The sequence below is a fragment of the Escherichia sp. E14S1 genome (assembly GCF_004211995.1).
Classification (GTDB): domain Bacteria; phylum Pseudomonadota; class Gammaproteobacteria; order Enterobacterales; family Enterobacteriaceae; genus Escherichia.
Window position 1 is genome coordinate 181,936 of record NZ_RHJQ01000008.1, and the last position, 25,552, is coordinate 207,487.

A 25,552-nucleotide genomic window follows, 5' to 3' on the forward strand; every position below is an offset into this window, starting at 1 on the left:
GCGCTACGCTTATCAGGCCTACACGGATCGAGCAATGTATTGAATTCGCACGATTTTGTAGACTGGATAAGGCGTTTACCCCGCATCCGGAATAAACAAAGCGCACTTTGTCATCAGTCTGGCCCCGATGGCATCACCATCGGGCTTCTTCTTATTTACTTTCGTGTGGTGATAAATGCTGCATCGCCTGCGCGATACTGCGTTCAATAACCGCACGGCGTGTATCGTTAGAAGGCAGCATTTTTAACATCATCTCCCACGCGGCAACGGCTTCGCCAAATCGCTGCTGCTCAAAGGCATTAAACGCATACATACTTAACACACGAATATTGCTGTGGTCCGTTCTCACCAACTGGCGTAGCAGTTCGCCGCCGAGGCGGTTGTCGTTGGGATCAGATGAACGTGTCAACGCTTCCGCGTAACCCAGTGCGGCATCGCTGTTTTTCGGATCGAGGCGATACGCAGTAGCGTATGCATCGGTCGCGATACTGGCGTTACCCAGCGCCATCCCAACGCGGCCCAACATAATCCAGCCTTCTATATCTCCCGGATTTTTTTGCAGTTGAGTACGCATTCCAAGTGCAAGGCGCGACATCTCTTCTTCATTGAGCGGATCGGCTTTCGGATCCAGTGCCCTGTCCAGCAATGCCGGAGCCTGCGCAGTGGCCTGCTGCCAGATTTTTACCTGCTGATAATTGCCAGTCTGGTAGTAGCCGACACCTGCCACAATCAATGCCACCACAATACCCGGCAGGTAAACAGCAAATCCGGCGCGCTTACCTTCCGGCACGCTTTGTTCAGGAAACTCCTCCACCGCCAGCCGTACACGCCGCCGCGAGCGGGCATAAATAACCCAACCGCCGATACCAATAGCCACCACTGGCAGCACCCACAGCAAGATGGTCAGCGGCGTTAACGGCGGATCGTAAGTGACGAAGTTGCCGTAACGCGCCACCATATAATCGACAATCTCTTTCTTACTTTTGCCTTCCTGCATCAGATCATACACTTTCTGACGCAGGTCGGTGGCAATCATCGAGTTGGAATCGGCAATGCTGTTGTTCTGGCATTTCGGGCAGCGCAGTTCTTCAGTGAGCTGACGGAACTGTTGTTCCTGTGCTTCATCTTTAAACTGCAACACGTCGATGGTCGCCAGCGCTGAGCCGGAGATCATTAGCATCAGCACGCCCAATAAAAACCTCATTGTGCGGCCTCCGTACTGTATTTCTCCCACAGCGGCTTGATCTCTTCTTCCCAGACGCGAGGGTTGAGATCGCCTGCATGGCGATAGCGAATGATGCCGTTGCCATCGATGAGGAACGTTTCTGGCGCGCCATAAACACCGAGATCCAGACCTAACATGCCGTCGCCATCAAACAGGCTTAGCGCGTAAGGATTGCCCAACTCTTTCAGCCAGTTGATTGCCTTCTGGCGATCGTCTTTATAGTTCATGCCGACCACGCGGATGCCCTGCGCAGAAAGCTGATTCAGGTATTGATGTTCCGCACGACAGGTCGGACACCAGGTCGCCCAGACGTTAAGCAGCACTGGTTTACCCTGAGTCAGCACATCCGCCTGATAAAACTGGCCCGGATTGTCCAGTGATTCGAGGCGAAATTTCGGCACAGGCTTGCCAATCAGCGCCGATTCCAGATTGGTCGGATCATCCCCTTCGGCATTACGCGCCAGCTGCCACAGCAGCGCCGCGGCAATCGCCAGGAAGATAATCAAAGGAAGTAACAATACTTTGCGCTTCATACAGCCTCCGGCGCAGTTTTTTGCGGACTTACGCGCTTACGATAGCGAGGATCAAACAGGCACAGCAGCCCGCCCAACGCCATCATCAGCCCGCCCGCCCAAATCCAGCGAACAAACGGTTTGTAGTAAAGGCGCACAGCCCACGCGCCGTTTTCCAGCTCTTCACCGAGCGCCGCGTACAGGTCACGCGTGATGCCGCCGTCAATCGCCGCTTCGGTCATCATCGACCCGGCAGTGTTGTAATAACGTTTTTCCGCATACAGCACCGTCTCCGGCTTGCCATCTCGCGTTACGCCGATAGTCGCCACACCGCCACGCCAGTTCGGGCCAGTCACCTCTTTGACATCACGGAAGGTGAAGCGATATTCATGAATATCGACGCTATCGCCGGACTTCATGCGCACATCACGCTCAACGCTATAGTTCTGGCTAAAAGCAATGCCAACAATTGTCACTGCCAGCCCCAGGTGAGCCGCCACCATCCCCCAATAACTGAAGGTGGTTTTCGTGCCGCGTGAAATACGCAGCGCAGCTTCGGCAATTGCCAGCACCGCAATCCAGCAGGCCATTGCCAGGCCGAGCACCGTCATCGCCACAACTTTGCTTTCAAACAGCCACGGCAACAGCAGAGACAGCACCAGCGTAGAGATGAAGGCGATAATCAATAAATTGCGGATTTTACGTGGGCGATCGCGTCCCCAGCGCACCAGAGGACCAATACCCAGCACCAGTGCAAATGGCACCATCAGCCAGGTAAACATGCTGTTGAAGAACGGTTCGCCAATAGAAATACTGCCTAATCCCAGTTGTTTATGTACCAGTGGTAACAACGTCCCAAGAAGCACCACCAGCATCGCGGCGACCAGCAAAACGTTGTTCGCTAACAGCAGAGATTCCCGCGACCACAGCGCATTGTTCACCCGTGAACGGACTTTGTGTCCACGGGCAGCAAACAGCAGCAGCGAACCGCCAATCACCAGTACCATAAAGGCGAGAATGAACATGCCGCGCGCCGGATCCGAGGCAAACGCGTGTACCGATACCAGCACGCCGGAGCGCACCAGGAAAGTCCCCAGCAGACACAGCGAGAAAGCACTGATTGCCAGCAATAATGTCCACGCTTTGAAACTGGCGCGTTGTTCAGTGACCGCCAGCGAGTGCATCAGCGCAGTCCCCACCAGCCACGGCATAAACGAGGCATTTTCTACCGGATCCCAGAACCACCAGCCGCCCCAGCCGAGTTCGTAATAGGCCCACGCGGAACCGAGTACGATGCCGAGCGTCAGGAAGATCCACGCCGCCAACGTCCACGGACGAGTATAACGCGCATAAGTGCTGTCCAGACGCCCGCTCAACAAAGAAGCGATGGCAAAAGCAAACGCCACCGAGAAACCAACGTAGCCCATATAAAGCAGAGGCGGATGGAAGATCAGCCCCGGATCCTGCAACAACGGGTTAAGATCGCGCCCTTCAATCGGGAAGTTCGGCAATGTGCGAGAGAACGGGTTAGAGGTAAAGAGAATGAACAGCAAAAAGCCGACGCTGACCATACCCATTACCGCCAGTACACGGGCCACAATATCCAGCGGAATACGCTGACTAAAAATCGCCACCGCAAAGGTCCAGCCGCTCATCAGCAGCACCCACAGCAGTAGCGAGCCTTCATGCGCGCCCCAGGTAGCCGCCACGCGATACCACACCGGAAGCTGGGTATTGGAATTACTGGCAACATAGGTGACGGTAAAATCGTTGACCACGAAGGCGTTAACCAGCACCAGAAACGCGCCAGCCACGCACATAAACAGCAGCCAGGCAAACAGTCGGGAGGAGGCCATCATCCGTGCATCACCACGCGCCACACCCCATAGCGGATAAACAGACAGCAAAAGTGCAATCCCTAACGCCAGGCACAGCAGTCCGTTACCAATTTCTGGCATCATGATGCGGGATCCTTATAAGCACTTGCCGGGCGACGGTGGTTAGCCTCCATCGCTTTCTCAACTTCTGGCGGCGTGTAGTTTTCGTCGTGTTTCGCCAGCACTTCTTTCGCGAGGATATGATTGCCTTTTTCCAGCTCGCCCTGAACCACAACGCCCTGCCCTTCACGGAACAGATCCGGCAAAATGCCTTCGTAAGAGACATCTACTGAACCTTCAGCGTCGTAAATGGTGAAAGTTACTTTTAGCGAATTGGGATCGCGCTGCACACTCCCCGGCATCACCATCCCGCCAACGCGCAGACGCTGACCGACTTCCGGCATCTGCTGAGTTTCACGCTTGCCGTAGAGAATCTCCCCCGGCGTATAAAAGAGATCGATATTAGAGCGCAGCGCATACAGCACCAGACCGATGGTCAGCGCCAAACCTGCCAACACGGCGCAGGCAATCCACAAACGATTTTTACGGCGAATATTCATGCAGCCTCCTGCTGTTGCGCAGCACGTAAACGCGCCTCACGCGCCCGCTGTTGCGCCACGCCACACAGAATTGCGCGATGCTGCATCACCGAGTGCACGACCAAAACCACCAGCGGAATCACGGTCATCACCACCGCCAACCAGACAAAAAAGGCGTAACCGCCCATTGCGAAAAATTCATTCCAGGAAGCAAATGCAGGGGTCATTTACGGCCTCTTTTCAGTATCAGTTCACTCACCCACGGACGGCGTTTTTCCATCAGCAAAATCAAATTGCGCATCCGCATTAGCGTCAGCGTGGCAGACAGCAGCAGGAAGCCAAAAATCGACCAGCGCAGCGGCGAGCGCATTGCCGGATCGATACTTTGCTGCATCCGCGTTGATCCCTGATGTAGGGTGTTCCACCACTCCACGGAATAATGAATAATCGGCAGGTTCACCACGCCAATTAGCACCAGAATACCTGCCGCACGGCCCGCCAGACGGCGGTCGTCGAAAGCGTGCCACAGGGCAATCACACCAACATACAAAAACAGCAGCACCAGTTCGGAAGTCAGACGCGCGTCCCATACCCACCAGGTACCCCACATCGGTTTTCCCCATGCGGAGCCAGTAACCAGGGCAATAAAAGTAAATACCGCGCCAATAGGCGCCATCGCCGCGACCGCCAGGTTAGCCATTTTCATCTGCCAGACAAGACCGATGAACGCAGCCACCGCCATCGAGGCATAAATGCCCATCGACCAGATTGCCGCTGGCACATGTAGATAAATAATGCGATAGCTATTTCCTTGCTGATAATCCGCCGGAGCAAAGCCGAATCCCCAGATCCAGCCAACGGTGAGCACGACCACACTGGCGATTGCCAGCCACGGTATAAACCAACCACAGATTTGATATAACCGTGGAGGGATCGCCAGTTGATGTAGTGTTTTCCACATAATTTCGATACCAGACTCGAACAAAAATCAGTAATCCAGCGTTATTGAATGCTGATTCGTAACGCTGCCGCCGTCGCAAAAGGACTTAATGTCGCGGTGCCAGCCAGCAACGCGCCTAAAATTGCCAGATACCCGTCCACGGGCAAATGCATCGAAGCCGCGTCCATCGCAGCGGTGGCAAAGATGAGTAAGGGGATGGTGAGTGGTAACACGAGAATGCTGAGTAGCACTCCACCGCGCTTAAGTCCGACCGTCAGCGCCACGCCTGGTGCACCAAGAAAGCCAAGCGTGGGGGTTCCCAACAACAGCGTTAGCGCCATCACTTGCCAACCGTACACGTCCATTCCCAGTAGCAATGCCACCAGTGGTGAGAGAATGAGCAGAGGCAAACCTGTCACCATCCAGTGCGCCATCACCTTCGCCAGCACAACGGCGGGCAAGGGTAATGGCAACAACATCAGTTGTTCAAGACTGCCGTCCTGCAAATCGTCACGAAACAGTCGCTCCAGCGCCAGCAAAGAGGAAAGCAGCGCCGCCACCCAGATAATGCCCGGTGCAATCCTCGCCAACAATTGCGGCTCCGGACCGATACTAAGTGGAAAAAGGGTAATAACAATCAGGAAGAACCACAGCGGGTTAGCGATTTCGGCGCTATGGCGAAACGCCACGCGCAGCTCAAGACGGAAAATGCGCCAGAACATCATGCGCCCCTTGTATGCGTCAGAGAAATGCGGCGGATTTTACTTTCAGCAACGTTGAGCGGCTGGTGGGTGGTCAGAATCACAATTCCCCCCTGCTCCGTATGCTGCGCCATGCGCTGGGTCAGACGATCGACGCCGTTGACGTCAATCGCGGTAAAAGGTTCGTCGAGGATCCACAACGTAGCGCGGGTCAGCCATAATCGCGCCAGCGCGACGCGGCGTTGTTGCCCGGCAGAGAGCTGGTTTACGGGAATATCTTCGAATCCGGCAAGCCCGGCCTGCGCCAGGGCGTCCAGACATTGTGCGGTATCACCGTCACGGTGATAGAAATGCAGATTTTCTAACGCCGTCAGCCGGGTTTTGATCCCCGGCTGATGGCCTATCCATAACAGGTTTTGATGGTAGCTATCGCGTACCTGATGCAAGGGCTGCCCTTGCCAGAGAACCTCACCGGCGTCAGGGCGAGACAACCCGGTCAGCAGACGAAGAAGCGTTGTCTTCCCCGCGCCGTTGCTGCCGGTGATTTGTACCCACTCTCCTGCGTTCAGCGTAAATGACAAACCACTAAACAAGGTTCGTTCATCCCGCTCGCAGAGCAATTCTCTGGCTTCAAGCATCCCCACGCAATGACATCCTGTTAAAAACCTGGTTCAACTTCGCGCATATCGGGTAGCTTGTGCGCGATCCCTTTATGGCAGTCAATACAGGTTTGCCCATCTTTCACCGCTTGATCGTGCATCTTCGCGGCAACACCTTTCTGGGCGGTTAAATCCATAAACTCGAAGTTGTGACAGTTACGGCATTCCTGCGAGTTGTTGTCCTTCATTCGCCGCCACTCATTCTGTGCCATCGTCAGGCGATGAGCTTCGAATTTCTGCGGCGTGTCAATAACGCCCAGAATTTTACCATACAGCTCTTTACTTGCTTTGAGCTTGCGTATCATTTTCGGCACAAACTCGTGCGGAACGTGACAATCCGGACAGGTCGCACGTACGCCGCTACGGTTGTTGTAATGCACGGAATCCATGTATTCCTGATACACCGTGTTGCGCATTTCGTGGCAGCTAATGCAAAACTCTTCAGTGTTAGCTTTTTCCATACCCGTGTTAAAGCCGCCCCAGAAGACGATGCCGCCAACAAAGCCGATCAACAGCAGCGTCCCCAGCGCCAGACGGCTGGGAGTACGCCACCATTTCCACAGGCGCTTAATCAGACCAGGCTTACGGTCAGAATTTCCCATAATAACCTCTTATTTCCCGTAACCTTTTGATGGGGTAAAGGTATTCCCCACGATTGGCGCGGTATCGGCCTGCGGTACGTGACATTGCAGACAGAAATAACGACGTGGAGCCACTTCCGCGCCCACTTTGCCGTCGCTGTCCATAAAGTGAGTAGGACTGATACGCGGCGCGCCAGTGGTGCGATAGCTTTCGACACCGTGGCACTGCAAGCAGCGGTTGGTATTGGTCGTTACCTGATAACCTTCAACGCTATGCGGGATCATTGGCGGCTGATTCACATAGTTCAGCGGCATCCGATCCTGCTCTTTTGGCATCCGAATGGCCCCTTCCTGCGTCCCGGATACTTCCGGCGACTGGCTAAAATCGACGCCATTTGCCGCCCAAACCGCGCCGCTCACCACCAGGGCCAGCATCGCCGTCCATTGACACAGCGCTTTCTTCAGGTCATGGCTTTTCATGATTTCGCTCCCGAACTCCATCGTGTAGTTATTGTAAATACATCCTCAGAACAGACATCCACGCAGCGACCGCATGTCATGCAATCGCGGCTGGTGACCTGCACCGGGCTTTGTTCATCCAGCACCGGGGCACGTAGCACATGCGGTTCCGGGCAAACATGAAAACAATCCATACAGCGGTTACATTTCTGTCGATCGGTGGCCGCAACGGTGACAACACCTTTGCTACCCAGCACGCCATACAGCGCGCCGACCGGACAAATATGGCCGCACCAGCCGTGTTCAACGACCAGTAGATCAAATAAAAACAGCGCGAGAATAAGCAGTGCGCCGCTGCCGAATCCCATTACCAGGCTACGCCCCATCAGAGAAACGGGGTTGATCCATTCCCAGATGAGCGTGCCAGTTAAGGCTGAGCCCACCAGAATGACCACCAACAGCACGTAGCGAATGTGGCGAGGGATCGTCGCAGACTGATTGAGGTCAAAGCGCCTGCGCAACCAGTTCGCTAAATCGGTAATCGGGTTCAGCGGGCAGACCCAGCTGCAAAATAATCGCTTTCCTGCCAGGGCGTAGAGCACGGTGATAATCACCGCACCGATCAGCGCCACCGTGGCAGGCAGATGGCCGCTGGCAAGGCTTTGCAGCGTCATCAGCGGATCGGTCAGCGGAACGGTGTCGAATAACAGGCTACTGCTGTAGTTGCCATGCAAGATCCACACACCAAACCACGGGCCGCTCAAAAACATCCCCAGCACGAAGAACTGACAAAGGCGACGCAACACCAGCCAACGGTGACTGCGCCACCAGCCTTTCTTCGCCAGTGCCTCGCGCCCGGCGTCACGTTTACGATTTGCCATTGTTCCCCTCCAGCCAGCCGAAGCGGTAATGGTGACCTAACTCCCCTTTCGCCAGTGACAGCGGTAACACCTTGATTGCCGGTTGTTCCAGCACACACACCTTTTCGCACTTACCGCAGCCGGTACAGGCGTCGCTGTGAACCGTCGGCAGAAAACGGGCGTGCTTACCGGTACGCGTGTTGCGCTCCAGCTCCAGGGTGATTGCCTCATCAATTTTCGGGCATTCGCGATAACAAACATCACAGCGCAGCCCCTGAAAGTTGAGACAGTTTTCTTGGTCCACCAGCACCGCCAGCCCCATCCGCGCGTCGTCGATCGATTCGATCTCACGATCCAGCGCACCGCTTGGGCACACTTTGGCGCACGGAATGTCCTCACACATTTCGCAAGGAATATCCCGCGCGACAAAATACGGCGTACCTGCCGACAGACCAGAGGCCAGCGTCGCCAGTTTTAATGTGTCGTAAGGGCAAGCCTGAACACACTGACCGCAACGCACACAGGCACTGGCAAAGGCGTTCTCGTTTATGGCTCCGGGCGGGCGCAACCGCACGCCAGATGCGCGTGCGGTTTGCTGTTGTAACCCCAGCGCCACACCCACGGCTGCCAGCCCGCCTGCTGTGCGAACAACATCGCGCAGAAAGCGGCGGCGACCATTTTGAGGTTTCGCTGACCGGGACATAATGGCTTACACCTTCTCCAGTTTGACCGCGCACTTCTTGAAGTCCGTCTCTTTCGAGAGCGGATCGGTCGCGTCCAGCGTCAGTTTGTTAACCAGCTGTGCGGCGTCGAAGAACGGCATGTACACCAGGCCCTGCGGCGGACGGTTACGACCGCGCGTTTCGACAATCGAGATCACTTCGCCACGGCGAGAAACCACTTTCACTTTGTCGCCACGACGCAGATCGCGCGCTTTCGCATCCAGCGGGTGAATAAACAGGACCGCTTCCGGGAAGGCACGGTGCAGTTCCGGTACACGACGAGTCATACTGCCGGTATGCCAGTGCTCCAGAACGCGTCCGGTAGAGAGCCACAGGTCGTACTCTTCATCCGGTGCTTCCGCCGCCGGTTCGAACGGCAGCGCGAAGATCACCGCTTTGCCATCCGGTTTACCGTAGAACTTATAGCCTTCGCCCGCTTTCACGTACGGGTCGTTACCTTCGCTGTAACGCCACTGCGTTTCTTTACCGTTCACCACCGGCCAGCGCAGACCGCGCGCTTTGTGGTAGTCATCGAACGGTGCCAGATCGTGACCGTGACCGCGACCAAACCATGCGTACTCTTCGAACAGCCCTTTTTGCAGATAGAAGCCCAGCTCGCGGGATTCATCGTTCAGCTGATCTTCTGCCAGTTCGGATACCGGGAATTTGCTCACTTCCGGAGTGGCATACAGAACTTCGTACAGCGTTTTGCCACGCAGTTCCGGTTTCTTCGCCAGCAGCTCTTCCGGCCATACTTCTTCAGTTTTGAAGCGGCGGGAGAACTGAACTAACTGCCAGAGATCCGATTTCGCTTCGCCCGGAGCCTGTACCTGCTGACGCCAGAATTGAGTACGGCGTTCGGCGTTACCGTAAGCCCCCTCTTTCTCTACCCACATTGCGGTCGGCAGGATCAAGTCGGCGGCCAGCGCACTGACTGTCGGATACGGATCGGAGACGATGATAAAGTTGCGCGGATCGCGCCAGCCCGGCATACGCTCTTCATTAATATTCGGCCCGGCCTGCATGTTGTTGGTACACATGGTCCAGTAAACATTCAGTTTGCCGTCTTTCAGCGCACGGTCTTGTGCCACCGCGTGCAGACCGATTTTCGCCGGAATGGTGCCGCTCGGGATATTCCACTTCTTCTCGCAGATATCACGGTGTTTCTCGTTAGTCACCACCATGTCCGCAGGCAGACGGTGAGCAAAGGTGCCCACTTCACGCGCAGTACCACACGCGGAAGGCTGCCCGGTCAGGGAGAACGGACCGCAACCCGGCTGGGAAATTTTGCCGGTCAGCAGGTGCAGGTTGTAGACCAGGTTGTTGGCCCACACACCTCGGGTATGCTGGTTGAAGCCCATCGTCCAGTAGGAGATGACTTTCTTGTTCGGATCGGCATACAGCTGAGCCAGCTGTTCCAGCTGATCTTTTGGTACGCCAGTCATTTCGGCGGTTTTTTCCAGCGTATACTCGGCAACGAAGGCTTTGTAATCTTCAAAGCTCATCGGTTCGGAGGCGTCAGACCCCGGATTCTTCGCTGCTTTTTCCAGCGGATGGGTCGGACGTAAACCGTAGCCGATGTCCGTCGCCCCTTTGCGCAGGTTAACGTGCTTGCTGAAGAAGTCCTGATTTATCGCATTGTTTTGAATGATATAGTTGGCGATGTAGTTCAGGATCACCAGGTCAGATTGCGGCGTAAAGATGATGCCGTTATCCGCCAGCTCGAAGCTACGATGCTGGTAGGTAGAAAGCACCGCCACGGTGACGTTCTGGTTAGAGAGACGACGGTTAGTGATGCGCGACCAGAGGATCGGGTGCATCTCCGCCATGTTTGCGCCCCACAGCACAAACGCGTCAGCCTGCTCGATGTCGTCATAGCAGCCCATCGGCTCATCCATACCAAAGGTACGCATAAAGCCAACTACTGCCGACGCCATACAGTGACGCGCGTTCGGGTCGATGTTGTTCGAGCGGAAGCCCGCTTTGAACAGCTTGGACGCGGCATAACCTTCCCAGATAGTCCACTGACCAGAACCGAACATACCGATCGATTCCGGCCCTTTTTCTTTCAGGGCGGTTTTGAATTTCTCTTCCATCACATCAAAGGCTTGATCCCAGGTGATTGGGGTGAACTCGCCTTCTTTGTCATATTTACCGTTTTTCATACGCAGAAGCGGCTGCGTCAAACGGTCTTTACCGTACATGATTTTGGGCAGGAAATAGCCCTTAATGCAGTTCAGGCCACGGTTAACCGGTGCGTCCGGGTCGCCCTGACAGGCCACCACACGCCCCTGCTGCGTTCCGACCAGAACGCCGCAACCAGTACCGCAGAAACGGCACGGCGCTTTATCCCATTTAATGGCTTCCTGCTGACCAACAACGGCGCGGGCAACGCCCGGCACGCTGAGACCGGCAGCCGCCGCAGCGGCCGCAACGGCGTTAGCTTTCATAAAGCTACGACGACTGAGTTTCATGGTGTTTCCTCACCTTGCTCTTCCTGCTGGTGATAAACCAGCGACACCGCCAGCACGCCCTCTACGTTGCGTACTGACTCAATGGTTTGGATCAGCGTTTCGCTGTCTTCTGCTTCCACCACCACAATCAACTGACCGCTCGGCGCGTCGCTGACAGCAACTTCACAGCCGGGAAAGGCGTTCAGTTGGGTGCTGATGTCTGAAATTCGTTCGCTTTTGGCCTGCACGACCAGGCTGCAAACTTGCCAGTTAGTGTGCATGGAGATACTCCGCAGTTATGGCTGATACCGGACAACTGGCTGCACATGCTCCACATCCGTTGCAAAGTTGGCTATTAAGTTGCGGCTGGTAGATCCCGGAGAGCGTCGGGCGAAAGATAATTGCCATTGGCTCACAGCTATCCTGACAGCGGCGACATTCAACTGACTGATACGCCAGGCACGCGTCCCCAATGGTGAACTGCAAATCCCAGGCCCTGGTGTGGCGCGGAGAAAATAGCGATTCGGGGCAAGCCTGCGCGCAGGCGTAACAGAAGCTGCACTCGTTATTTTTGAAATTAACGCTCGGATAGCCACCCGCGCCGCGTTGCAGAATGTTGTTTTCACAAGCATTAATACAGGCATCGCAGCGGGTGCAATGGGCCAGAAAATGAGATTCATCACCGGACCAGGGCGGACGGATACCGTTACTGGCTTTGCGCCAGCGACCAGTGAGTATGCCCCGACGGGATGCATCAATCTTCACATTGACCTTCCATCATTAACGTGCTCTGAAAATTGAGAGCGACCAAAGAAACCGCGTAATTAATAAGCCATTTTTATAGGCGCTAAGATATTAAAGGATGTGTCAAAGATGCATACCCCGATCGGGGTAAAACCTGTAGCAGGATCAAAAGAGTGGCGGGAAGGCTGGCAAAAATGGGCTTTTATTCACATTTCAACCGGTTATAAACAATTTTACATAGCGATAAATTCACCAAAGATATTCTTCCAGGCTTCGCCACCCATCAGCATATAACTCCAAAAGAGAAGGTAAAGTTGTCTGAATATTCTATGCATTATTCATAAAGCAAATTAATAAATCTGATGAATATGTTAACCTTCAGCGACATCATCGGTGAAAACCTATAAATGAAGAAGGAAAGCAAAAATGAAGACCATTCTACCTGCAGTATTGTTTGCCGCTTTCGCCACAACTTCAGCCTGGGCGGCAGAAAGCGTTCAGCCACTGGAAAAAATCGCCCCTTATCCGCAAGCTGAAAAAGGGATGAAGCGTCAGGTGATTCAGTTAACCCCGCAAGAAGATGAATCTACCCTGAAAGTAGAACTGTTAATCGGTCAGACGCTGGAAGTTGACTGCAATCTGCATCGTCTCGGCGGGAAACTGGAAAGCAAAACGCTGGAAGGCTGGGGCTATGATTATTATGTCTTTGATAAAGTTAGCTCCCCGGTTTCCACGATGATGGCCTGCCCGGATGGCAAGAAAGAGAAGAAATTTGTCACCGCGTATCTGGGCGATACTGGAATGCTGCGTTACAACAGCAAGCTGCCGATCGTGGTGTATACGCCAGACAATGTGGATGTGAAGTACCGCATCTGGAAGGCGGAAGAGAAGATTGACAACGCGGTAGTTCGCTAAACACAGCGTACCGCCCGTCGGTCGGATAAGGCGGTTACACCGCATCCGACATCTAACGTCCGAGCCGGTGCCTGATGCGACGCTGGCGCGTCTTATCAGCATACGCCACATCCGGCATACCATGCCGAATGTGGCACATCATTACAACGCAATATCCGCGACTTCTTTTTGAACGGGTTGCGGTTTCAACTGCGGTTTCGGCGTACTGTCTGCCGCCTGCGGTTTGTCGTATTTCAGCCCCAGCACTTCGCTGGTGTACTGCAACTCACGTTCCGTTGCTGCCACATCACCATTCAGCTTACGTCCATAAGACGGAACGATCGCTTTCAGCGTGGCCTGCCATTGCGGGCTGGAAACACGATCACCAAACACTTTTTCCAGCAGATTCAACATAATCGGTGCGGCGGTTGACGCCCCCGGCGATGCCCCCAGCAGCGCAGCAATGGTTCCTTGCTGGTCACTGACCACTTCTGTTCCCAGACGCAGTACGCCGCCTTTGTCGGCATCACGCTTGATAATCTGTACGCGCTGCCCCGCTTGCCATAAACGCCAGTCCTCTTTTTTCGCCTGTGGATAGTACTCTTTCAGCGCTGCAAAACGATCCTCTTCACTCAACATCACCTGACTAATCAGGTATTTCACCAGATCGAAATTATCCAGCCCGACGTGCATCATCGGCATCACATTAGAGGTGGTGGTGGAACTCATCAGATCCCACAACGAACCGTTTTTGAGGAATTTGGTTGAGAAGGTGGCAAATGGTCCAAACAGCACTACGCGTTTACCGTCCAGAACACGGGTATCAATATGCGGAACCGACATCGGCGGCGCACCGACAGATGCTTTACCGTAAACCTTCGCCAGATGGTGATTAACCACGTCAGGGTTTTCCGAGACGAGGAACTGACCGCCCACCGGGAAACCAGCGTACTCTTTCGCTTCCGGGATACCGGATTCTTGCAAAAGCTTCAGCGCCGCACCGCCCGCACCGATAAAGACAAATTTCGCGCGAATGTTCTGTACTGTGCCATTTTTCAGATCGGCAATGGTGACGGTCCAGGTGTTGTCGTCATTACGTTTGAGGCCGCGGACTTCGCTACTGAGTTGCAGCGAGAAGTTAGATTTTTTCTGCAAGGAAGCAATTAACTGGCGAGTGATTTCACCATAGTTCACATCGGTGCCGATTTCTGTACGTGTCGCAGCCACTTTCTGCTGCGGATCGCGTCCTTCCATCACGAGTGGCGCCCACTCTTTGATTTGCGCGTGATCTTCGGAGTAACGCATACCGCGGAACAACGAACTTTGTTGCAAGGCCGCGTAACGGGCGCGCAGGAAGTTGACGTTATCTTCGCCCCAGACAAAGCTCATGTGCGGAACGGTATTGATAAATGAACGCGGAGTACGCAGCACGCCGCGCTCGACCTGGTGCGCCCAGAACTGGCGGGAAATCTGAAATGCTTCGTTAATGGCGACTGCTTTTTCGATACTGATGCTGCCATCGGCGTTTTGCGGGGTGTAGTTCAGTTCCATCAGTGCAGAATGCCCGGTTCCGGCGTTGTTCCAGCCGTTCGAACTCTCCTGCGCGACACCCTCCAGGCGCTCCACCATGGTCATCGACCATTCAGGCTCCAGCTCGCGTAAATAGGTCCCCAACGTGGCGCTCATAATGCCGCCGCCAATCAACAGTACATCAGTTTCCTGCTCCTCGGACGCTTTCGCTTTTGCCGCCATCGAAACGGCATTAAGCCCCACGGCCATCGAGAAGAGCATGGCAGTCACTTTTTTCATCTTGTTAATGCCTTACTTTTAGTCGCTTTATTGCAGGTGAGATTTGCGCGGCATCAACGGTAACACTTAAGTAACAATATTTAAATAATGTTTATAAATTATCTCCTAATTTTATAAACATTATAATTTCGTTGATTAATTATAGGGTTATTAGATACGGGGGGATTTTTAGAATATTGACCTGGCGGCAGCGGTCCGCCAGGTCAGCGTCGTAATATTATGCCGTCCGGGCAACGGCATCACGCGAAGCAGCGTCACGCTCTTCGCCGGTCAGCTCGCTAAGTTGCCCGTTGCGCATTTCCAGCAGGCGGTCGGCGTGGATAAAGTAATGGTCATCATGACTGATGGCGAAAATAGTTTTCCCCATCTCCTGCATCAGCGGCAGCAGCACCTGATAAAACTCACGGCGGAAATGTGGATCCTGATCCGCCGCCCATTCATCCAGCAGAATAATATCGCGTTCTTCTGCCAAAGCCAGCAACAGCGCCACGCGTTTTTTCTGCCCTTTCGATAACTTCAGGTTAACAATACGCCCGTTACTTAACTCAAGCTTATGACCCATTTTCAGCTGCGCCAGCCACTTCTCAACCAGTTGCGGGTTAGCAGGTTTGCCCTCCGGCCCCAGCAGTTGATCAAATAACCAGACATCGGTAAACACCGCCGAAAACAGTTTGCGATAATCTTCCGGTTGTTCGCCGCTGACAGGTTTGCCATCCAGCAAGATTTCGCCGCTTTGTGGCTGATACAACCCCGTCAACAACATCGCCAGCGTCGATTTGCCGCTACCATTGCCACCAATCAGAAACAGCAGTTCGCCACGTTTAATGGTGAGGTTAATCGGCCCAACGGAAAACGCGTTATGCTGATAAGCAAACGTAACATTACGCAGCTCCAGCGTTTGCCAGTTGGGAAACGCCTGCGGACGCGGAAACTCCGCTTTGAAAGGTGCGAGCGCGAATTTGTTCAGCTTGTTAAACGCCACCTGCGCCGTCAGCAGCGTCGGCAATGCGCCAACCGCCGAAAGCAGTGGCGTACGCAGGAATAACAGCGTCAACGAATAGGTCGCGGCAACGTTGGTATCAGCCCAACCCAGGCTATTTGCCATCCAGAATACCAGGCCGATAGCGCCCAGCATCATAATGTTCGACCAGTTCACGGCACTAAGATGGAAGGTGTCTGCGCGGATAATATGATGGCGATACTCTTGCGCATCAGGAATGTAGAGGTTGTTAAACACATACTCGGCGCGCTCACGGTTCAGAGTCAGCTCTTTGCGCCCTTCCAGCACGGTTTGAAAATCCGAGTACAGTTTGTCTTCGGTTTCACGCAGAGTCGCCATATGCTTGTACACCCGCGCCACCAGTACAAAACCGCCCCAAATGGTGACTGCCATCCAGATAGCCGTTACCAGCAACATTTTGCCCGACAACATCCACAAATACGCCGCTGAACCGATAGTGAGAATGATCCCCTGCACCAGTTCCGGCAGACGCACAAAAGCAATGGTGATATTGCGCACATCGCTGGTTAACCCCGCCAGCAGCGAGGCGCTACCAAGTTGTTCGATACGCTCGACGTGGGTATCCAGTATCCGCTTGATAAATTCGCTACGCAGTCGGTAAACGAAGTGATGGCCCAGCGTAGTAAGTGCCAGTTGCGATCCCAGTGTTACCGCCATTAACAGCAGCAATAACCCCAGAAACTCCGGCAACACCAGCAGACTGGTATCCGCCGTTTCGATAAGGCGCTGATTGATAAAAGCAATTAAGCCAATGCCTAATGCCGCACTGGCGAGGCTTAGCGCCATCACACTGATAAATGGCCAGCGATACTGCCGCCAGACAAGTACAAGAAGTTCCATGCAGAAAACCCGGACAATGAATTACAGCCCGCAGTTTAAACATCTCCGCGTGCACAGCAATAATAATTCTTATTTTTATTCTTTTTTACCTGCCTGACGGAAGGTCAGGTTGTAGCGGCAGTCGGCGGTGAGTGGATGAAACCCTGCTTTTAGTGGTTGAATACCGTGATAAAACAGCCGTGATTCACCGCCCCACACCACCACATCGCCATGTTCCAGCAACAAACGTTTGAGCGGATCATTTCGTTTCAGGCCGCCAAATTGAAAAATCGCGGGTAAGCCCAGAGAAACAGAAACAATTGGCGCGCGCAGATCTGGTTCGTCTTTATCCTGATGCAGCGACAGTTTCGCGCCCGGGGCGTAGCGGTTAATAAGGCAAGCGTCAGGCTGGAAATCTGGATAGCCCGCTGCCGTGGCCGCGCGCCGACATAAATCATAAAAACTTTGCGGCATGGCAGGCCACGGTTGATTTGTTTGCGGATCAATGGGCGAATAGAGATAACCTTGCCGATTGGTCGTCCAGCCCAGATGCCCGCAGTTGGTCATCGCCACCGACATGGTATATCCGCCAGGAGTGACCATCTGGCGAAACGGCGACTGGCTGGCAATGCCACTGATATCGTGCATCAGTTGTTCCGCAACGTTAAAAGCAAAACGGCGCAAAATCACCGCGCCGGAAGCCAGCGATTCGTGCCACGGTTCAGCATCAGCAAACAGATCCAACATTACCTCTCCTCATGATCAGCTTCGCGGCGCAGCAAGTGCGCTTTGCGCGACACGCCCCAGCGGTAACCAGAAAGTGCGCCATCACAGCGTACTACCCGATGACAAGGGATAATAATAGCTAATCTATTGGCGGCGCAGGCACTGGCTACGGCGCGAACGGCTTTTGGTTTGCCAATCGCGTTCGCCAGTTGCTGGTAACTCACCGTTTCACCACAAGGTATAGTGCGAAGCGCCTGCCAGACTTGTTGTTGAAAAGCGGTGCCGCGAATATCCAGCGGTAACGTCAGCGGCGTATCGCGGTTATTGAGGCTGGCGATAACCTCACGTATATGTTGCTGAAATATCGGATCCGCCGGCGCGTTGTCAGCGGCAGGAAACATCTGACGGAGTTCGCTGATTAATGTCCCGTCATCGTCGCCCAGCAGAATCGCGCAAATCCCCCGCTCGCTTTCTGCCACCAGGCAGCGCCCCAGTTCACAATCGGCCAGCGCATAACGCACAGCCAGGTTTTCGCCACCGTGACGAAACTGTTTAGCCGTCATACCCAACGTTTCGTCGGCTTTGCGGTAGTAACTGCTGCCGTCGGGGAATCCTGCGTTCAGAATCGCCTGGGTGACACTCTCCCCTTTCGCCAGCGATTCGCGCAAGCGACGAGCACGCCAGGCCTGTTGCCAGGCTTTTGGCGTCATTCCGGTGGTGGCTTTAAATAAACGATGCAGATGGAATGGACTCATCGCCACCTGGTCGGCTAAGGCTTCAAGCGTTACAGGCGTTTCCTGTTCCAGTAGTCGACACGCGTGGGTGATTTTATCCAACCGGTGTTGCTGGGCATTGGCTTTATCAGGTTGGCAGCGTTTGCAGGGGCGAAATCCGGCGACGAGTGCCTCGCTGGCATTTGCGTAGAAGGAGACGTTTTCCCGCAAGGCATGTCTCGCGCGGCAAGACGGACGGCAAAAGATACCCGTGGTGCGCACGGCGAAAACGAATTCGCCGTCGGCATTCGGGTCGCGGGCTAAGACCGATTGCCAGCGTTGATCGTCAGTTAAGCGTGTGGCGTTTTTCATAATCAGCTCCCAGGTTAAGGATAGCCTTTAGTCTGCCCGGTCACCATCACGCAAAAACCAACAATCTTGCGCTTTAATTTTTTTCGCTGACAAGGAAGCTTTTAAACTGCGGCGACATCCAGGTTTTAAAACTATCACCTTCTTTGGTGATCATATAAACCGCCAGCCCTTCCCGGCGAACGACTTCTTTGGCTTTCTCTGGCCCGAGCACCATCAAACCTGTATCCCAGGCGTCAGCTTCCAGTGCCGTCGGAGCAATCACCGTCACGGACACCAGATTATGTTCGATAGGTCGTCCGGTTTGCGGATCGATAACATGGGAAAGGCGTTTGCCGTCCAGTTCGTAATAATTGCGATAGCTGCCGGAGGTACTGATACCGTGACCGTTGATATCCACTACCGCCTGAACCGCGTTTTCTTTATCGGTTGGTTTTTGAATTGCCACTCGCCACGGCTGACCTTCGCCGTTCATACCGCGGCTGTTCAGCGCTCCCCCCACCGATACCAGGTAGCGGGAAATACCTTCCTGCTCCATCAAGCGTGCCAAATGATCGGCGGCATAGCCTTCGCCGACGGTCGAAAGATCGACATATAAATCCGGAAGATCTTTTTGCAGGTACTGCTGATGATACTGATTGATGACCGTCAGGTGCTGTAAGCCGGTTTTGGCTTTCATTGCATCAATTTGTTCCTGGCTCGGAATTTGTACCGGTTGTTGTTCCGGACCAAAGCCCCACAGATTCACCAGTGGCCCGACAGTAATATCCATCGCGCCATCGGTCTTTGCGCCAATACGTAGCGAGGTGGTGATAATATCAGCCATCGCTTCACTTACCGGCCACGGTGTCAGGCTTTGCGAGTCGTTAAAGCGCATCAGCGCGGAGTCTTTTTTATAGGTCGAAAGCAGCTGATCGTCAGCGTCCAGCTGGGTCTGAATCTTCTCTTTAAGTTCAGCACTGCGTTTGGCGTCAATGCTAGGGATGCTGGCACGCCAGAAGGTTCCCATTGTTTTGCCTTCAAGAACAGTCGCTTCAGTAGCGTGGGAGTTGGCGGGTTGTGGTTTTTGATCGCAACCGACAAAGAAGAGCATGGCAGCCAGCAATGCCACGCGGGTAAAGTTTATTTCCATATGTGATTATCCTCATGCGAACGGTCGCAAGAGTACACCAAAAAAACGCGTTTGTACGCTGAAAACAATGAAAAAAGGGCCCGAAGGCCCTTTGTCGATAGAAATCGAAATTAGAACTGGTAAACCAGACCCAGAGCTACGATGTCATCAGTGTTGATGCCAGCAGCGCGGGTGAACTGGTTGTCGTCCAGCAGGTTGATTTTGTAGTCAACGTAGGTGGACATGTTTTTGTTGAAGTAGTAGGTAGCACCAACATCAACATATTTCAGGATATCTTCGTCGTCGTAGTTACGACCAGCAACGACACCCAGGTTTTTACCTTTAGACTGCAGGTATGCTACAGACGGACGCAGACCGAAGTCGAACTGGTACTGAGCAACAGCTTCGAAGTTCTGTGCTTTGTTCGCCCAACCCAGGGAACCTACGCGAGTTGCGTTGTAGGTCTGGGTGTACTGAGCAGCCAGGTAGATGTTGTTAGCGTCGTATTTCAGACCACCAGTGTAGGTTTCAGCACGGTCGCCGTTACCGATGTAAGCAATGCTGTTCTGATCATCAGTACGTTTGGAGCTGGAAACTGCAGCACCGATACCGAAGCCTTCGTAATCATAAGTGATAGAACCGCCGACACCGTCGCCGTTCTGACGCAGAGCGCCACGACCGTTGTTGGTCATGCCTTCGCCGCTTACGCTACCGTTTTTGCCCTGGTACTGAACTGCAAAGTTCAGGCCGTCAACCAGACCGAAGAAGTCGGTGTTACGGTAGGTCGCGAAGCCGTTACCACGCTGCTGCATGAAGTTGTCAGAACCGTAAGTATCGCCACCGAATTCTGGCAGTACGTCGGTCCAGGAAGTTACGTCGTAAACAACGCCGTAGTTACGACCGTAGTCGAAAGAACCGATGTCCTGGAATTTCAGACCAGCAAATGCCACACGGGTCCAGGAGTTGTTTTCGCTTTCCGGAGCGTTGCCCTGGATCTGATATTCCCACTGGCCGTAACCGGTCAGCTGGTCAGTAACCTGAGTTTCACCTTTGAAGCCAAGACGCATGTAGGTCTGGTCGCCATCTACAGACTTGTCGTCAGAGAAATAGTGCAGGCCGTCTACTTTACCGTACAGATCTAATTTGTTGCCGTCTTTGTTGTAAACTTCAGCAGCATTTGCTGCGCCTGCTACCAGCAGAGCTGGGACCAGGAGGGACAGTACTTTAACTTTCATGTTATTAACCCTCTGTTATATGCCTTTATTTGCTTTTTTATGCCACTGCATACTGATTAACCCTCATTAATCAGTCGGCAGGTCCATTCTCCCCAAAAATGCAGAATAATCCAACACGAATATGATACTAAAACTTTTAAGATGTTTCAAATATCCACATAGGTATTTCAAAATGTAAATGTGATGGAACTTTTTCAAATTCTAATGGTTGAGCAAATAACGCACTAAACATCAAGTAAGATTATTTCGACCTTTAAAACAATAACTTAATCTTAAGTCTTTGACCGCACTGAATGTTAAAACAAATTCTTCACTCGCAACTAAAATATCTCTCGCTATCATCATTAACTTTATTTATTACCGTCATTCATTTCTGAATGTCTGTTTACCCCTATTTCGGCCGGATGCATCGCATCCGGTTTTTTTTACCCTTCTTTACACATCTTTTATTTTCCTGTGCTACCGTAGCAAAATTATAACAATCGTTAACTATTTCGTAAAAAACGACAACAATTACCGACAAAATCTATCTGCGCTATTTTCCTGATAATTTTCTTCATGCCTGTGGGTTATTTGTACATTAACAACGCATTTGTACATTTATTTACCGCAGCGCAAAATGTGAAATATCGTCGGCTAATGCCTTAACATCAATCAGGTAAGAGTCTGGAATTTCACACTGTACCCTTTATACTGCCCTATCACTTTGCGAAGTTTTAACAGGTCATAAACACGAATGCGTCAGAAAGAGACAACGGCCACGACCCGCTTTTCACTCCTACCGGGGAGCATTACCCGCTTCTTTTTACTGCTGATCATCGTGTTACTGGTGACGATGGGTGTAATGGTACAAAGCGCCGTTAACGCCTGGCTGAAAGATAAAAGCTACCAGATCGTTGATATTACCCATGCCATACAAAAGCGCGTCGATACATGGCGTTATGTGACCTGGCAAATCTACGACAACATTGCCGCGACGGCCTCTACCTCCTCCAGCGAAGGGTTGCAGGAGACGCGCCTGAAACAGGATGTCTATTATCTGGAAAAACCGCGCCGCAAAACGGAAGCCCTGATCTTTGGTTCCCACGACAACTCAACGCTTGAGATGACCCAAAGAATGTCCACTTATCTGGACACATTATGGGGCGCAGAGAATGTACCCTGGTCGATGTACTATCTGAACGGCCAGGATAACAGCCTGGTTTTGATCTCCACCCTACCGCTCAAAGATCTCACCTCGGGATTTAAAGAGTCGACCGTCAGTGACATTGTTGATTCTCGTCGCGCAGAGATGTTGCAACAGGCCAACGCCCTGGATGAACGCGAAAGTTTTTCTAACCTGCGCCGCCTGGCCTGGCAGAACGGACATTATTTTACCCTGCGCACCACCTTTAACCAGCCGGGGCATCTGGCGACGGTAGTCGCTTTTGATCTGCCTATTAATGATTTGATCCCGCCGGGGATGCCGCTGGATAGTTTCCGTCTGGAGCCAGACGCGACAGCTGCGGGAACCAATAATAATGAGAAAGAAGCGACGGATAGCGTCAGTATCCACTTTAATAGTTCGAAGATTGAAATCTCTTCGGCGCTAAACTCCACGGATATGCGTCTGGTCTGGCAGGTTCCTTATGGCACATTGCTGCTGGATACGTTGCAAAACATTCTCCTGCCGCTGCTGCTGAACATCGGTTTGCTGGCGCTGGCGCTGTTTGGCTATACCACCTTCCGCCATTTCTCTGGCCGCACCACCGAAAGCGTACCCAGCACGGCAGTGAACAATGAACTGCGCGTTTTGCGGGCCATCAATGAAGAGATCGTGTCACTGCTGCCGCTCGGCCTGCTGGTTCACGATCAGGAATCGAATCGCACAGTAATAAGTAACAAAATTGCCGATCACCTGCTGCCGCATTTGAATCTGCAAAACATCACCACTATGGCAGAACAGCATCAGGGCATCATTCAGGCGACGATCAATAACGAACTGTATGAGATCCGTATGTTCCGCAGCCAGGTCGCGCCGCGTACACAAATCTTCATTATTCGCGATCAAGATCGCGAAGTACTGGTGAACAAGAAACTCAAGCAGGCGCAGCGTCTGTACGAGAAAAATCAGCAAGGCCGGATGGCCTTTATGAAAAATATTGGCGATGCACTAAAAGAACCAGCACGCTCCCTGGCGGAAAGCGCAGCCAAACTCAACACACCGGAAAGCAAACAACTGGCGAATCAGGCTGATGTGCTGGTGCGCCTGGTCGATGAAATCCAGTTAGCAAATATGCTTGCCGACGATAGCTGGAAAAGCGAGAGCGAGCTTTTCTCCGTGCAGGATTTAATTGATGAAGTCGTGCCTTCCGTGTTGCCAGCCATCAAGCGTAAAGGTTTGCAGCTATTGATTAACAATCATCTAAAAGTACACGATATGCGCTGCGGCGATCGCGATGCCCTACGCCGTATTTTGCTGTTACTGATGCAATATGCTGTCACCTCAACGCAAATGGGGAAAATTACCCTTGAGGTTGACCAGGACGAATCTTCCGAAGAACGTCTGACTTTCCGCATTCTGGACACCGGAGATGGCATAAGTATTCATGAAATGGATAATTTGCACTTCCCGTTCATCAACCAGACCCAAAGCGATCGCTACGGCAAGGCGGATCCGTTAGCATTCTGGTTGAGCGATCAACTGGCGCGCAAGCTAGGCGGTCATTTAAACATCAAAACGCGCGACGAGCTTGGTACACGTTATTCCGTGCATATCAAAATGCCCACTGCGGAACCGGAAGTAGAAGAGGAAGAAGAGCGTTTACTGGATGATGTTAGCGTGATGATGGACATAACTTCCGCAGAAATTCGGAATATTGTCACTCGCCAGTTAGAAAATTGGGGGGCAACCTGCATCACACCGGATGAAAGATTAATTAGTCAAGATTATGATATCTTTTTAACGGATAATCCGTCTAATCTTACTGCCTCTGGCTTGCTTTTAAGCGATGATGAGTCTGGCGTACGGGAAATTGGACCTGGTCAATTGTGCGTCAACTTCAATATGAGCAACGCTATGCAGGAAGCGGTCTTACAATTGATCGAAGTGCAACTAGCGCAGGAAGAGGTGACAGAATCGCCTCTGGGCGGAGATGAAAATGCACAACTCCATGCCAGCGGCTATTATGCGCTCTTTGTAGACACAGTACCGGATGATGTTAAGAGGCTATATACTGAGGCAGCAACCAGTGACTTTGCTGCGTTAGCCCAAACGGCTCATCGTCTGAAAGGCGTGTTTGCCATGCTTAATCTGGTGCCCGGCAAGCAGTTATGTGAAACGCTGGAACATCTTATTCGCGAGAAGGATGTCCCAGGAATAGAAAAATACATCAGCGACATTGACAGCTATGTCAAGAGCTTGCTGTAGCAAGGTAGCCTATTACATGAACAATATGAACGTAATTATTGCTGATGACCATCCGATAGTCTTGTTCGGTATTCGCAAATCACTTGAGCAAATCGAGTGGGTGAATGTTGTCGGCGAATTTGAGGACTCTACAGCACTGATCAATAACCTGCCGAAGCTGGATGCGCATGTTTTGATTACCGATCTCTCCATGCCTGGCGATAAATACGGCGATGGCATTACCTTAATCAAGTACATCAAGCGCCACTTCCCAAGTCTGTCGATTATTGTTCTGACCATGAACAACAACCCGGCTATTCTTAGCGCGGTACTGGACCTGGATATCGAAGGGATCGTTCTGAAACAAGGTGCGCCGACCGACCTGCCGAAAGCGCTCGCCGCGCTACAGAAAGGTAAGAAATTTACTCCGGAAAGCGTTTCTCGGCTGTTAGAGAAAATCAGTGCTGGCGGTTACGGTGACAAGCGCCTCTCACCAAAAGAGAGTGAAGTTCTGCGCCTGTTTGCCGAAGGCTTCCTGGTTACCGAGATTGCTAAAAAGCTGAACCGAAGCATTAAAACCATCAGTAGCCAGAAAAAATCCGCAATGATGAAGCTGGGAGTCGAGAACGATATCGCTCTGTTGAATTATCTCTCTTCTGTGACGTTAAGTCCGGCGGATAAAGAGTAATTTCCCGCATTCCCGATAAACTCCGATTACCGGATGCAGCGTAAACGCCTTATCCGGCCTACAAATTCCATTATTTCAATGGATTACAATAAGGTAGGCCAGATAAGACGCGCCAGCGCCGCATCTGGCATTTGCTCCGATTGCCGGATGCGGCGTAAACGCCTTATCCGGCCTACAAATTCCATTATTTCAATGGATTTCGATAATGTAGGCCAGATAAGACGCGTCAGCGTCGCATCTGGCATTTGCACCGATTACCGGATGCGGCGTAAACGCCTTATCCGGCTTACAAATTCCATTATTTCAATGGATTTCGATAATGTAGGTCAGATAAGACGCGCCAGCGCCGCATCTGGCATTTGCTCCGATTGCCGGATGCAGCGTAAACACCTTATCCGGCCTACAAATCCCATTATTTCAATGGATTTCGATAATGTAGGCCAGATAAGACGCGTCAGCGTCGCATCTGGCATTTGCACCGATTACCGGATGCAGCGTAAACGCCTT

Annotated in this window: 25 protein-coding genes; 4 read left to right on the forward strand and 21 right to left on the reverse strand. The window is 52.6% G+C overall.

Annotation, left to right across the window (positions count from 1 at the left end; genetic code table 11):
* Positions 1 to 151: 151 nt before the first annotated feature.
* The 15 genes from ccmH to napF are packed head-to-tail and all read right to left on the reverse strand — an operon-like array spanning position 152 to position 12,293.
* Positions 152 to 1,204, reverse strand: a complete 1,053-nt coding sequence (gene ccmH / locus D9734_RS09790) for a cytochrome c-type biogenesis thiol:disulfide oxidoreductase CcmH (RefSeq protein WP_130207122.1) — start codon at positions 1,202 to 1,204, stop codon at positions 152 to 154.
* Entirely contained in the window at positions 1,201 to 1,758 is a 558-nt protein-coding gene (gene dsbE, locus D9734_RS09795; RefSeq protein ID WP_130207124.1) for a thiol:disulfide interchange protein DsbE, read from the reverse strand. The genes ccmH and dsbE overlap by 4 nt, the downstream gene beginning before the upstream one ends.
* Positions 1,755 to 3,698, reverse strand: a complete 1,944-nt coding sequence (ccmF, locus tag D9734_RS09800; protein WP_130207126.1) for a cytochrome c-type biogenesis heme lyase CcmF — start codon at positions 3,696 to 3,698, stop codon at positions 1,755 to 1,757. The genes dsbE and ccmF overlap by 4 nt, the downstream gene beginning before the upstream one ends.
* Positions 3,695 to 4,174: a cytochrome c maturation protein CcmE gene (ccmE, locus tag D9734_RS09805; protein WP_001026416.1), complete on the reverse strand. Its 480-nt coding sequence runs from the start codon at positions 4,172 to 4,174 to the stop codon at positions 3,695 to 3,697. The genes ccmF and ccmE overlap by 4 nt, the downstream gene beginning before the upstream one ends.
* A complete protein-coding gene (gene ccmD / locus D9734_RS09810; protein WP_000186537.1) occupies positions 4,171 to 4,380 on the reverse strand; it encodes a heme exporter protein CcmD in 210 nt (69 codons plus the stop codon). Before ccmD ends, ccmE begins: the two co-directional genes overlap by 4 nt.
* Positions 4,377 to 5,114: a heme exporter protein CcmC gene (ccmC, locus tag D9734_RS09815; protein ID WP_001295447.1), complete on the reverse strand. Its 738-nt coding sequence runs from the start codon at positions 5,112 to 5,114 to the stop codon at positions 4,377 to 4,379. Before ccmC ends, ccmD begins: the two co-directional genes overlap by 4 nt.
* A gap of 41 nt (positions 5,115 to 5,155) precedes the next feature.
* Positions 5,156 to 5,818 carry a heme exporter protein CcmB gene (gene ccmB, locus D9734_RS09820; RefSeq protein WP_000971724.1) on the reverse strand — a complete coding sequence of 221 codons (663 nt, stop codon included), beginning with the start codon at positions 5,816 to 5,818 and terminating at the stop codon, positions 5,156 to 5,158.
* A complete protein-coding gene (ccmA, locus tag D9734_RS09825; protein ID WP_214678548.1) occupies positions 5,815 to 6,438 on the reverse strand; it encodes a cytochrome c biogenesis heme-transporting ATPase CcmA in 624 nt (207 codons plus the stop codon). Before ccmA ends, ccmB begins: the two co-directional genes overlap by 4 nt.
* Before the next feature lie 14 nt (positions 6,439 to 6,452).
* Entirely contained in the window at positions 6,453 to 7,055 is a 603-nt protein-coding gene (gene napC, locus D9734_RS09830; RefSeq protein WP_130207128.1) for a cytochrome c-type protein NapC, read from the reverse strand.
* Between the two features lie 9 nt (positions 7,056 to 7,064).
* Positions 7,065 to 7,514 (reverse strand): nitrate reductase cytochrome c-type subunit, encoded by a 450-nt coding sequence (gene napB / locus D9734_RS09835; RefSeq protein ID WP_000835174.1) that lies wholly within the window; start codon positions 7,512 to 7,514, stop codon positions 7,065 to 7,067.
* A complete protein-coding gene (gene napH / locus D9734_RS09840; RefSeq protein WP_130207130.1) occupies positions 7,511 to 8,374 on the reverse strand; it encodes a quinol dehydrogenase ferredoxin subunit NapH in 864 nt (287 codons plus the stop codon). The genes napB and napH overlap by 4 nt, the downstream gene beginning before the upstream one ends.
* Positions 8,361 to 9,056, reverse strand: coding sequence for a ferredoxin-type protein NapG (napG, locus tag D9734_RS09845; RefSeq protein WP_000091291.1), 696 nt, complete (start codon positions 9,054 to 9,056; stop codon positions 8,361 to 8,363). Before napG ends, napH begins: the two co-directional genes overlap by 14 nt.
* Before the next feature lie 6 nt (positions 9,057 to 9,062).
* Complete coding sequence (gene napA / locus D9734_RS09850; protein WP_000778067.1) at positions 9,063 to 11,549, reverse strand: periplasmic nitrate reductase subunit alpha; 2,487 nt, start codon at positions 11,547 to 11,549, stop codon at positions 9,063 to 9,065.
* Positions 11,546 to 11,809: a chaperone NapD gene (napD, locus tag D9734_RS09855; protein ID WP_000557378.1), complete on the reverse strand. Its 264-nt coding sequence runs from the start codon at positions 11,807 to 11,809 to the stop codon at positions 11,546 to 11,548. Before napD ends, napA begins: the two co-directional genes overlap by 4 nt.
* Entirely contained in the window at positions 11,799 to 12,293 is a 495-nt protein-coding gene (gene napF / locus D9734_RS09860) for a ferredoxin-type protein NapF (protein ID WP_130207132.1), read from the reverse strand. The genes napD and napF overlap by 11 nt, the downstream gene beginning before the upstream one ends.
* Positions 12,294 to 12,401: 108 nt before the next feature.
* On the opposite strand from napF, the gene D9734_RS23710 reads away from it, so the two are divergent.
* Both D9734_RS23710 and eco read left to right on the forward strand, forming a co-directional pair.
* Positions 12,402 to 12,566, forward strand: coding sequence for a hypothetical protein (locus tag D9734_RS23710; RefSeq protein WP_276320415.1), 165 nt, complete (start codon positions 12,402 to 12,404; stop codon positions 12,564 to 12,566).
* Between the two features lie 132 nt (positions 12,567 to 12,698).
* The gene (gene eco, locus D9734_RS09865; RefSeq protein WP_130207134.1) at positions 12,699 to 13,187 is read left to right on the forward strand and encodes a serine protease inhibitor ecotin; all 489 of its coding nucleotides are present in this window, start codon (positions 12,699 to 12,701) and stop codon (positions 13,185 to 13,187) included.
* A gap of 141 nt (positions 13,188 to 13,328) precedes the next feature.
* Here the strand turns inward: eco and mqo are convergent, their stop codons facing one another.
* The 6 genes from mqo to ompC form a co-directional block, all read right to left on the reverse strand.
* Positions 13,329 to 14,975, reverse strand: coding sequence for a malate dehydrogenase (quinone) (gene mqo, locus D9734_RS09870; RefSeq protein ID WP_130207136.1), 1,647 nt, complete (start codon positions 14,973 to 14,975; stop codon positions 13,329 to 13,331).
* 217 nt (positions 14,976 to 15,192) lie between these two features.
* Positions 15,193 to 16,836, reverse strand: a complete 1,644-nt coding sequence (gene yojI, locus D9734_RS09875) for a microcin J25 efflux ABC transporter YojI (RefSeq protein WP_130207138.1) — start codon at positions 16,834 to 16,836, stop codon at positions 15,193 to 15,195.
* 75 nt (positions 16,837 to 16,911) lie between these two features.
* Positions 16,912 to 17,562 (reverse strand): DNA oxidative demethylase AlkB, encoded by a 651-nt coding sequence (gene alkB, locus D9734_RS09880; protein WP_130207140.1) that lies wholly within the window; start codon positions 17,560 to 17,562, stop codon positions 16,912 to 16,914.
* Entirely contained in the window at positions 17,562 to 18,626 is a 1,065-nt protein-coding gene (gene ada / locus D9734_RS09885; RefSeq protein ID WP_130207142.1) for a bifunctional DNA-binding transcriptional regulator/O6-methylguanine-DNA methyltransferase Ada, read from the reverse strand. The genes alkB and ada overlap by 1 nt, the downstream gene beginning before the upstream one ends.
* Positions 18,627 to 18,699: 73 nt before the next feature.
* Positions 18,700 to 19,755 (reverse strand): FAD:protein FMN transferase ApbE, encoded by a 1,056-nt coding sequence (gene apbE / locus D9734_RS09890; protein WP_130207144.1) that lies wholly within the window; start codon positions 19,753 to 19,755, stop codon positions 18,700 to 18,702.
* A gap of 110 nt (positions 19,756 to 19,865) precedes the next feature.
* On the reverse strand, positions 19,866 to 20,969 hold the full coding sequence (ompC, locus tag D9734_RS09895; protein ID WP_130207146.1) for a porin OmpC: 1,104 nt from the start codon (positions 20,967 to 20,969) through the stop codon (positions 19,866 to 19,868).
* A gap of 736 nt (positions 20,970 to 21,705) precedes the next feature.
* Between ompC and rcsD the strand changes: the two genes are divergently transcribed.
* A complete protein-coding gene (gene rcsD, locus D9734_RS09900; RefSeq protein WP_130207147.1) occupies positions 21,706 to 24,378 on the forward strand; it encodes a phosphotransferase RcsD in 2,673 nt (890 codons plus the stop codon).
* 16 nt (positions 24,379 to 24,394) lie between these two features.
* Positions 24,395 to 25,045, forward strand: coding sequence for a response regulator transcription factor RcsB (rcsB, locus tag D9734_RS09905; RefSeq protein WP_042290573.1), 651 nt, complete (start codon positions 24,395 to 24,397; stop codon positions 25,043 to 25,045).
* Positions 25,046 to 25,552 lie beyond the last annotated feature (507 nt).

Coding starts and splice junctions, on each gene's coding strand:
- napD (WP_000557378.1), bottom strand. CDS start 11,809: ATGCACACTAACTGGCAAGTTTGCAGCCTGGTCGTGCAGGCCAAAAGC.
- mqo (WP_130207136.1), bottom strand. CDS start 14,975: ATGAAAAAAGTGACTGCCATGCTCTTCTCGATGGCCGTGGGGCTTAAT.
- yojI (WP_130207138.1), bottom strand. CDS start 16,836: ATGGAACTTCTTGTACTTGTCTGGCGGCAGTATCGCTGGCCATTTATC.
- ada (WP_130207142.1), bottom strand. CDS start 18,626: ATGAAAAACGCCACACGCTTAACTGACGATCAACGCTGGCAATCGGTC.
- dsbE (WP_130207124.1), bottom strand. CDS start 1,758: ATGAAGCGCAAAGTATTGTTACTTCCTTTGATTATCTTCCTGGCGATT.
- rcsD (WP_130207147.1), top strand. CDS start 21,706: ATGCGTCAGAAAGAGACAACGGCCACGACCCGCTTTTCACTCCTACCG.
- ccmB (WP_000971724.1), bottom strand. CDS start 5,818: ATGATGTTCTGGCGCATTTTCCGTCTTGAGCTGCGCGTGGCGTTTCGC.
- napB (WP_000835174.1), bottom strand. CDS start 7,514: ATGAAAAGCCATGACCTGAAGAAAGCGCTGTGTCAATGGACGGCGATG.
- ccmE (WP_001026416.1), bottom strand. CDS start 4,174: ATGAATATTCGCCGTAAAAATCGTTTGTGGATTGCCTGCGCCGTGTTG.
- alkB (WP_130207140.1), bottom strand. CDS start 17,562: ATGTTGGATCTGTTTGCTGATGCTGAACCGTGGCACGAATCGCTGGCT.
- rcsB (WP_042290573.1), top strand. CDS start 24,395: ATGAACAATATGAACGTAATTATTGCTGATGACCATCCGATAGTCTTG.
- ccmF (WP_130207126.1), bottom strand. CDS start 3,698: ATGATGCCAGAAATTGGTAACGGACTGCTGTGCCTGGCGTTAGGGATT.
- apbE (WP_130207144.1), bottom strand. CDS start 19,755: ATGGAAATAAACTTTACCCGCGTGGCATTGCTGGCTGCCATGCTCTTC.
- ccmC (WP_001295447.1), bottom strand. CDS start 5,114: ATGTGGAAAACACTACATCAACTGGCGATCCCTCCACGGTTATATCAA.
- ompC (WP_130207146.1), bottom strand. CDS start 20,969: ATGAAAGTTAAAGTACTGTCCCTCCTGGTCCCAGCTCTGCTGGTAGCA.
- eco (WP_130207134.1), top strand. CDS start 12,699: ATGAAGACCATTCTACCTGCAGTATTGTTTGCCGCTTTCGCCACAACT.
- D9734_RS23710 (WP_276320415.1), top strand. CDS start 12,402: ATGCATACCCCGATCGGGGTAAAACCTGTAGCAGGATCAAAAGAGTGG.
- napH (WP_130207130.1), bottom strand. CDS start 8,374: ATGGCAAATCGTAAACGTGACGCCGGGCGCGAGGCACTGGCGAAGAAA.
- napC (WP_130207128.1), bottom strand. CDS start 7,055: ATGGGAAATTCTGACCGTAAGCCTGGTCTGATTAAGCGCCTGTGGAAA.
- napA (WP_000778067.1), bottom strand. CDS start 11,549: ATGAAACTCAGTCGTCGTAGCTTTATGAAAGCTAACGCCGTTGCGGCC.
- ccmD (WP_000186537.1), bottom strand. CDS start 4,380: ATGACCCCTGCATTTGCTTCCTGGAATGAATTTTTCGCAATGGGCGGT.
- ccmH (WP_130207122.1), bottom strand. CDS start 1,204: ATGAGGTTTTTATTGGGCGTGCTGATGCTAATGATCTCCGGCTCAGCG.
- napG (WP_000091291.1), bottom strand. CDS start 9,056: ATGTCCCGGTCAGCGAAACCTCAAAATGGTCGCCGCCGCTTTCTGCGC.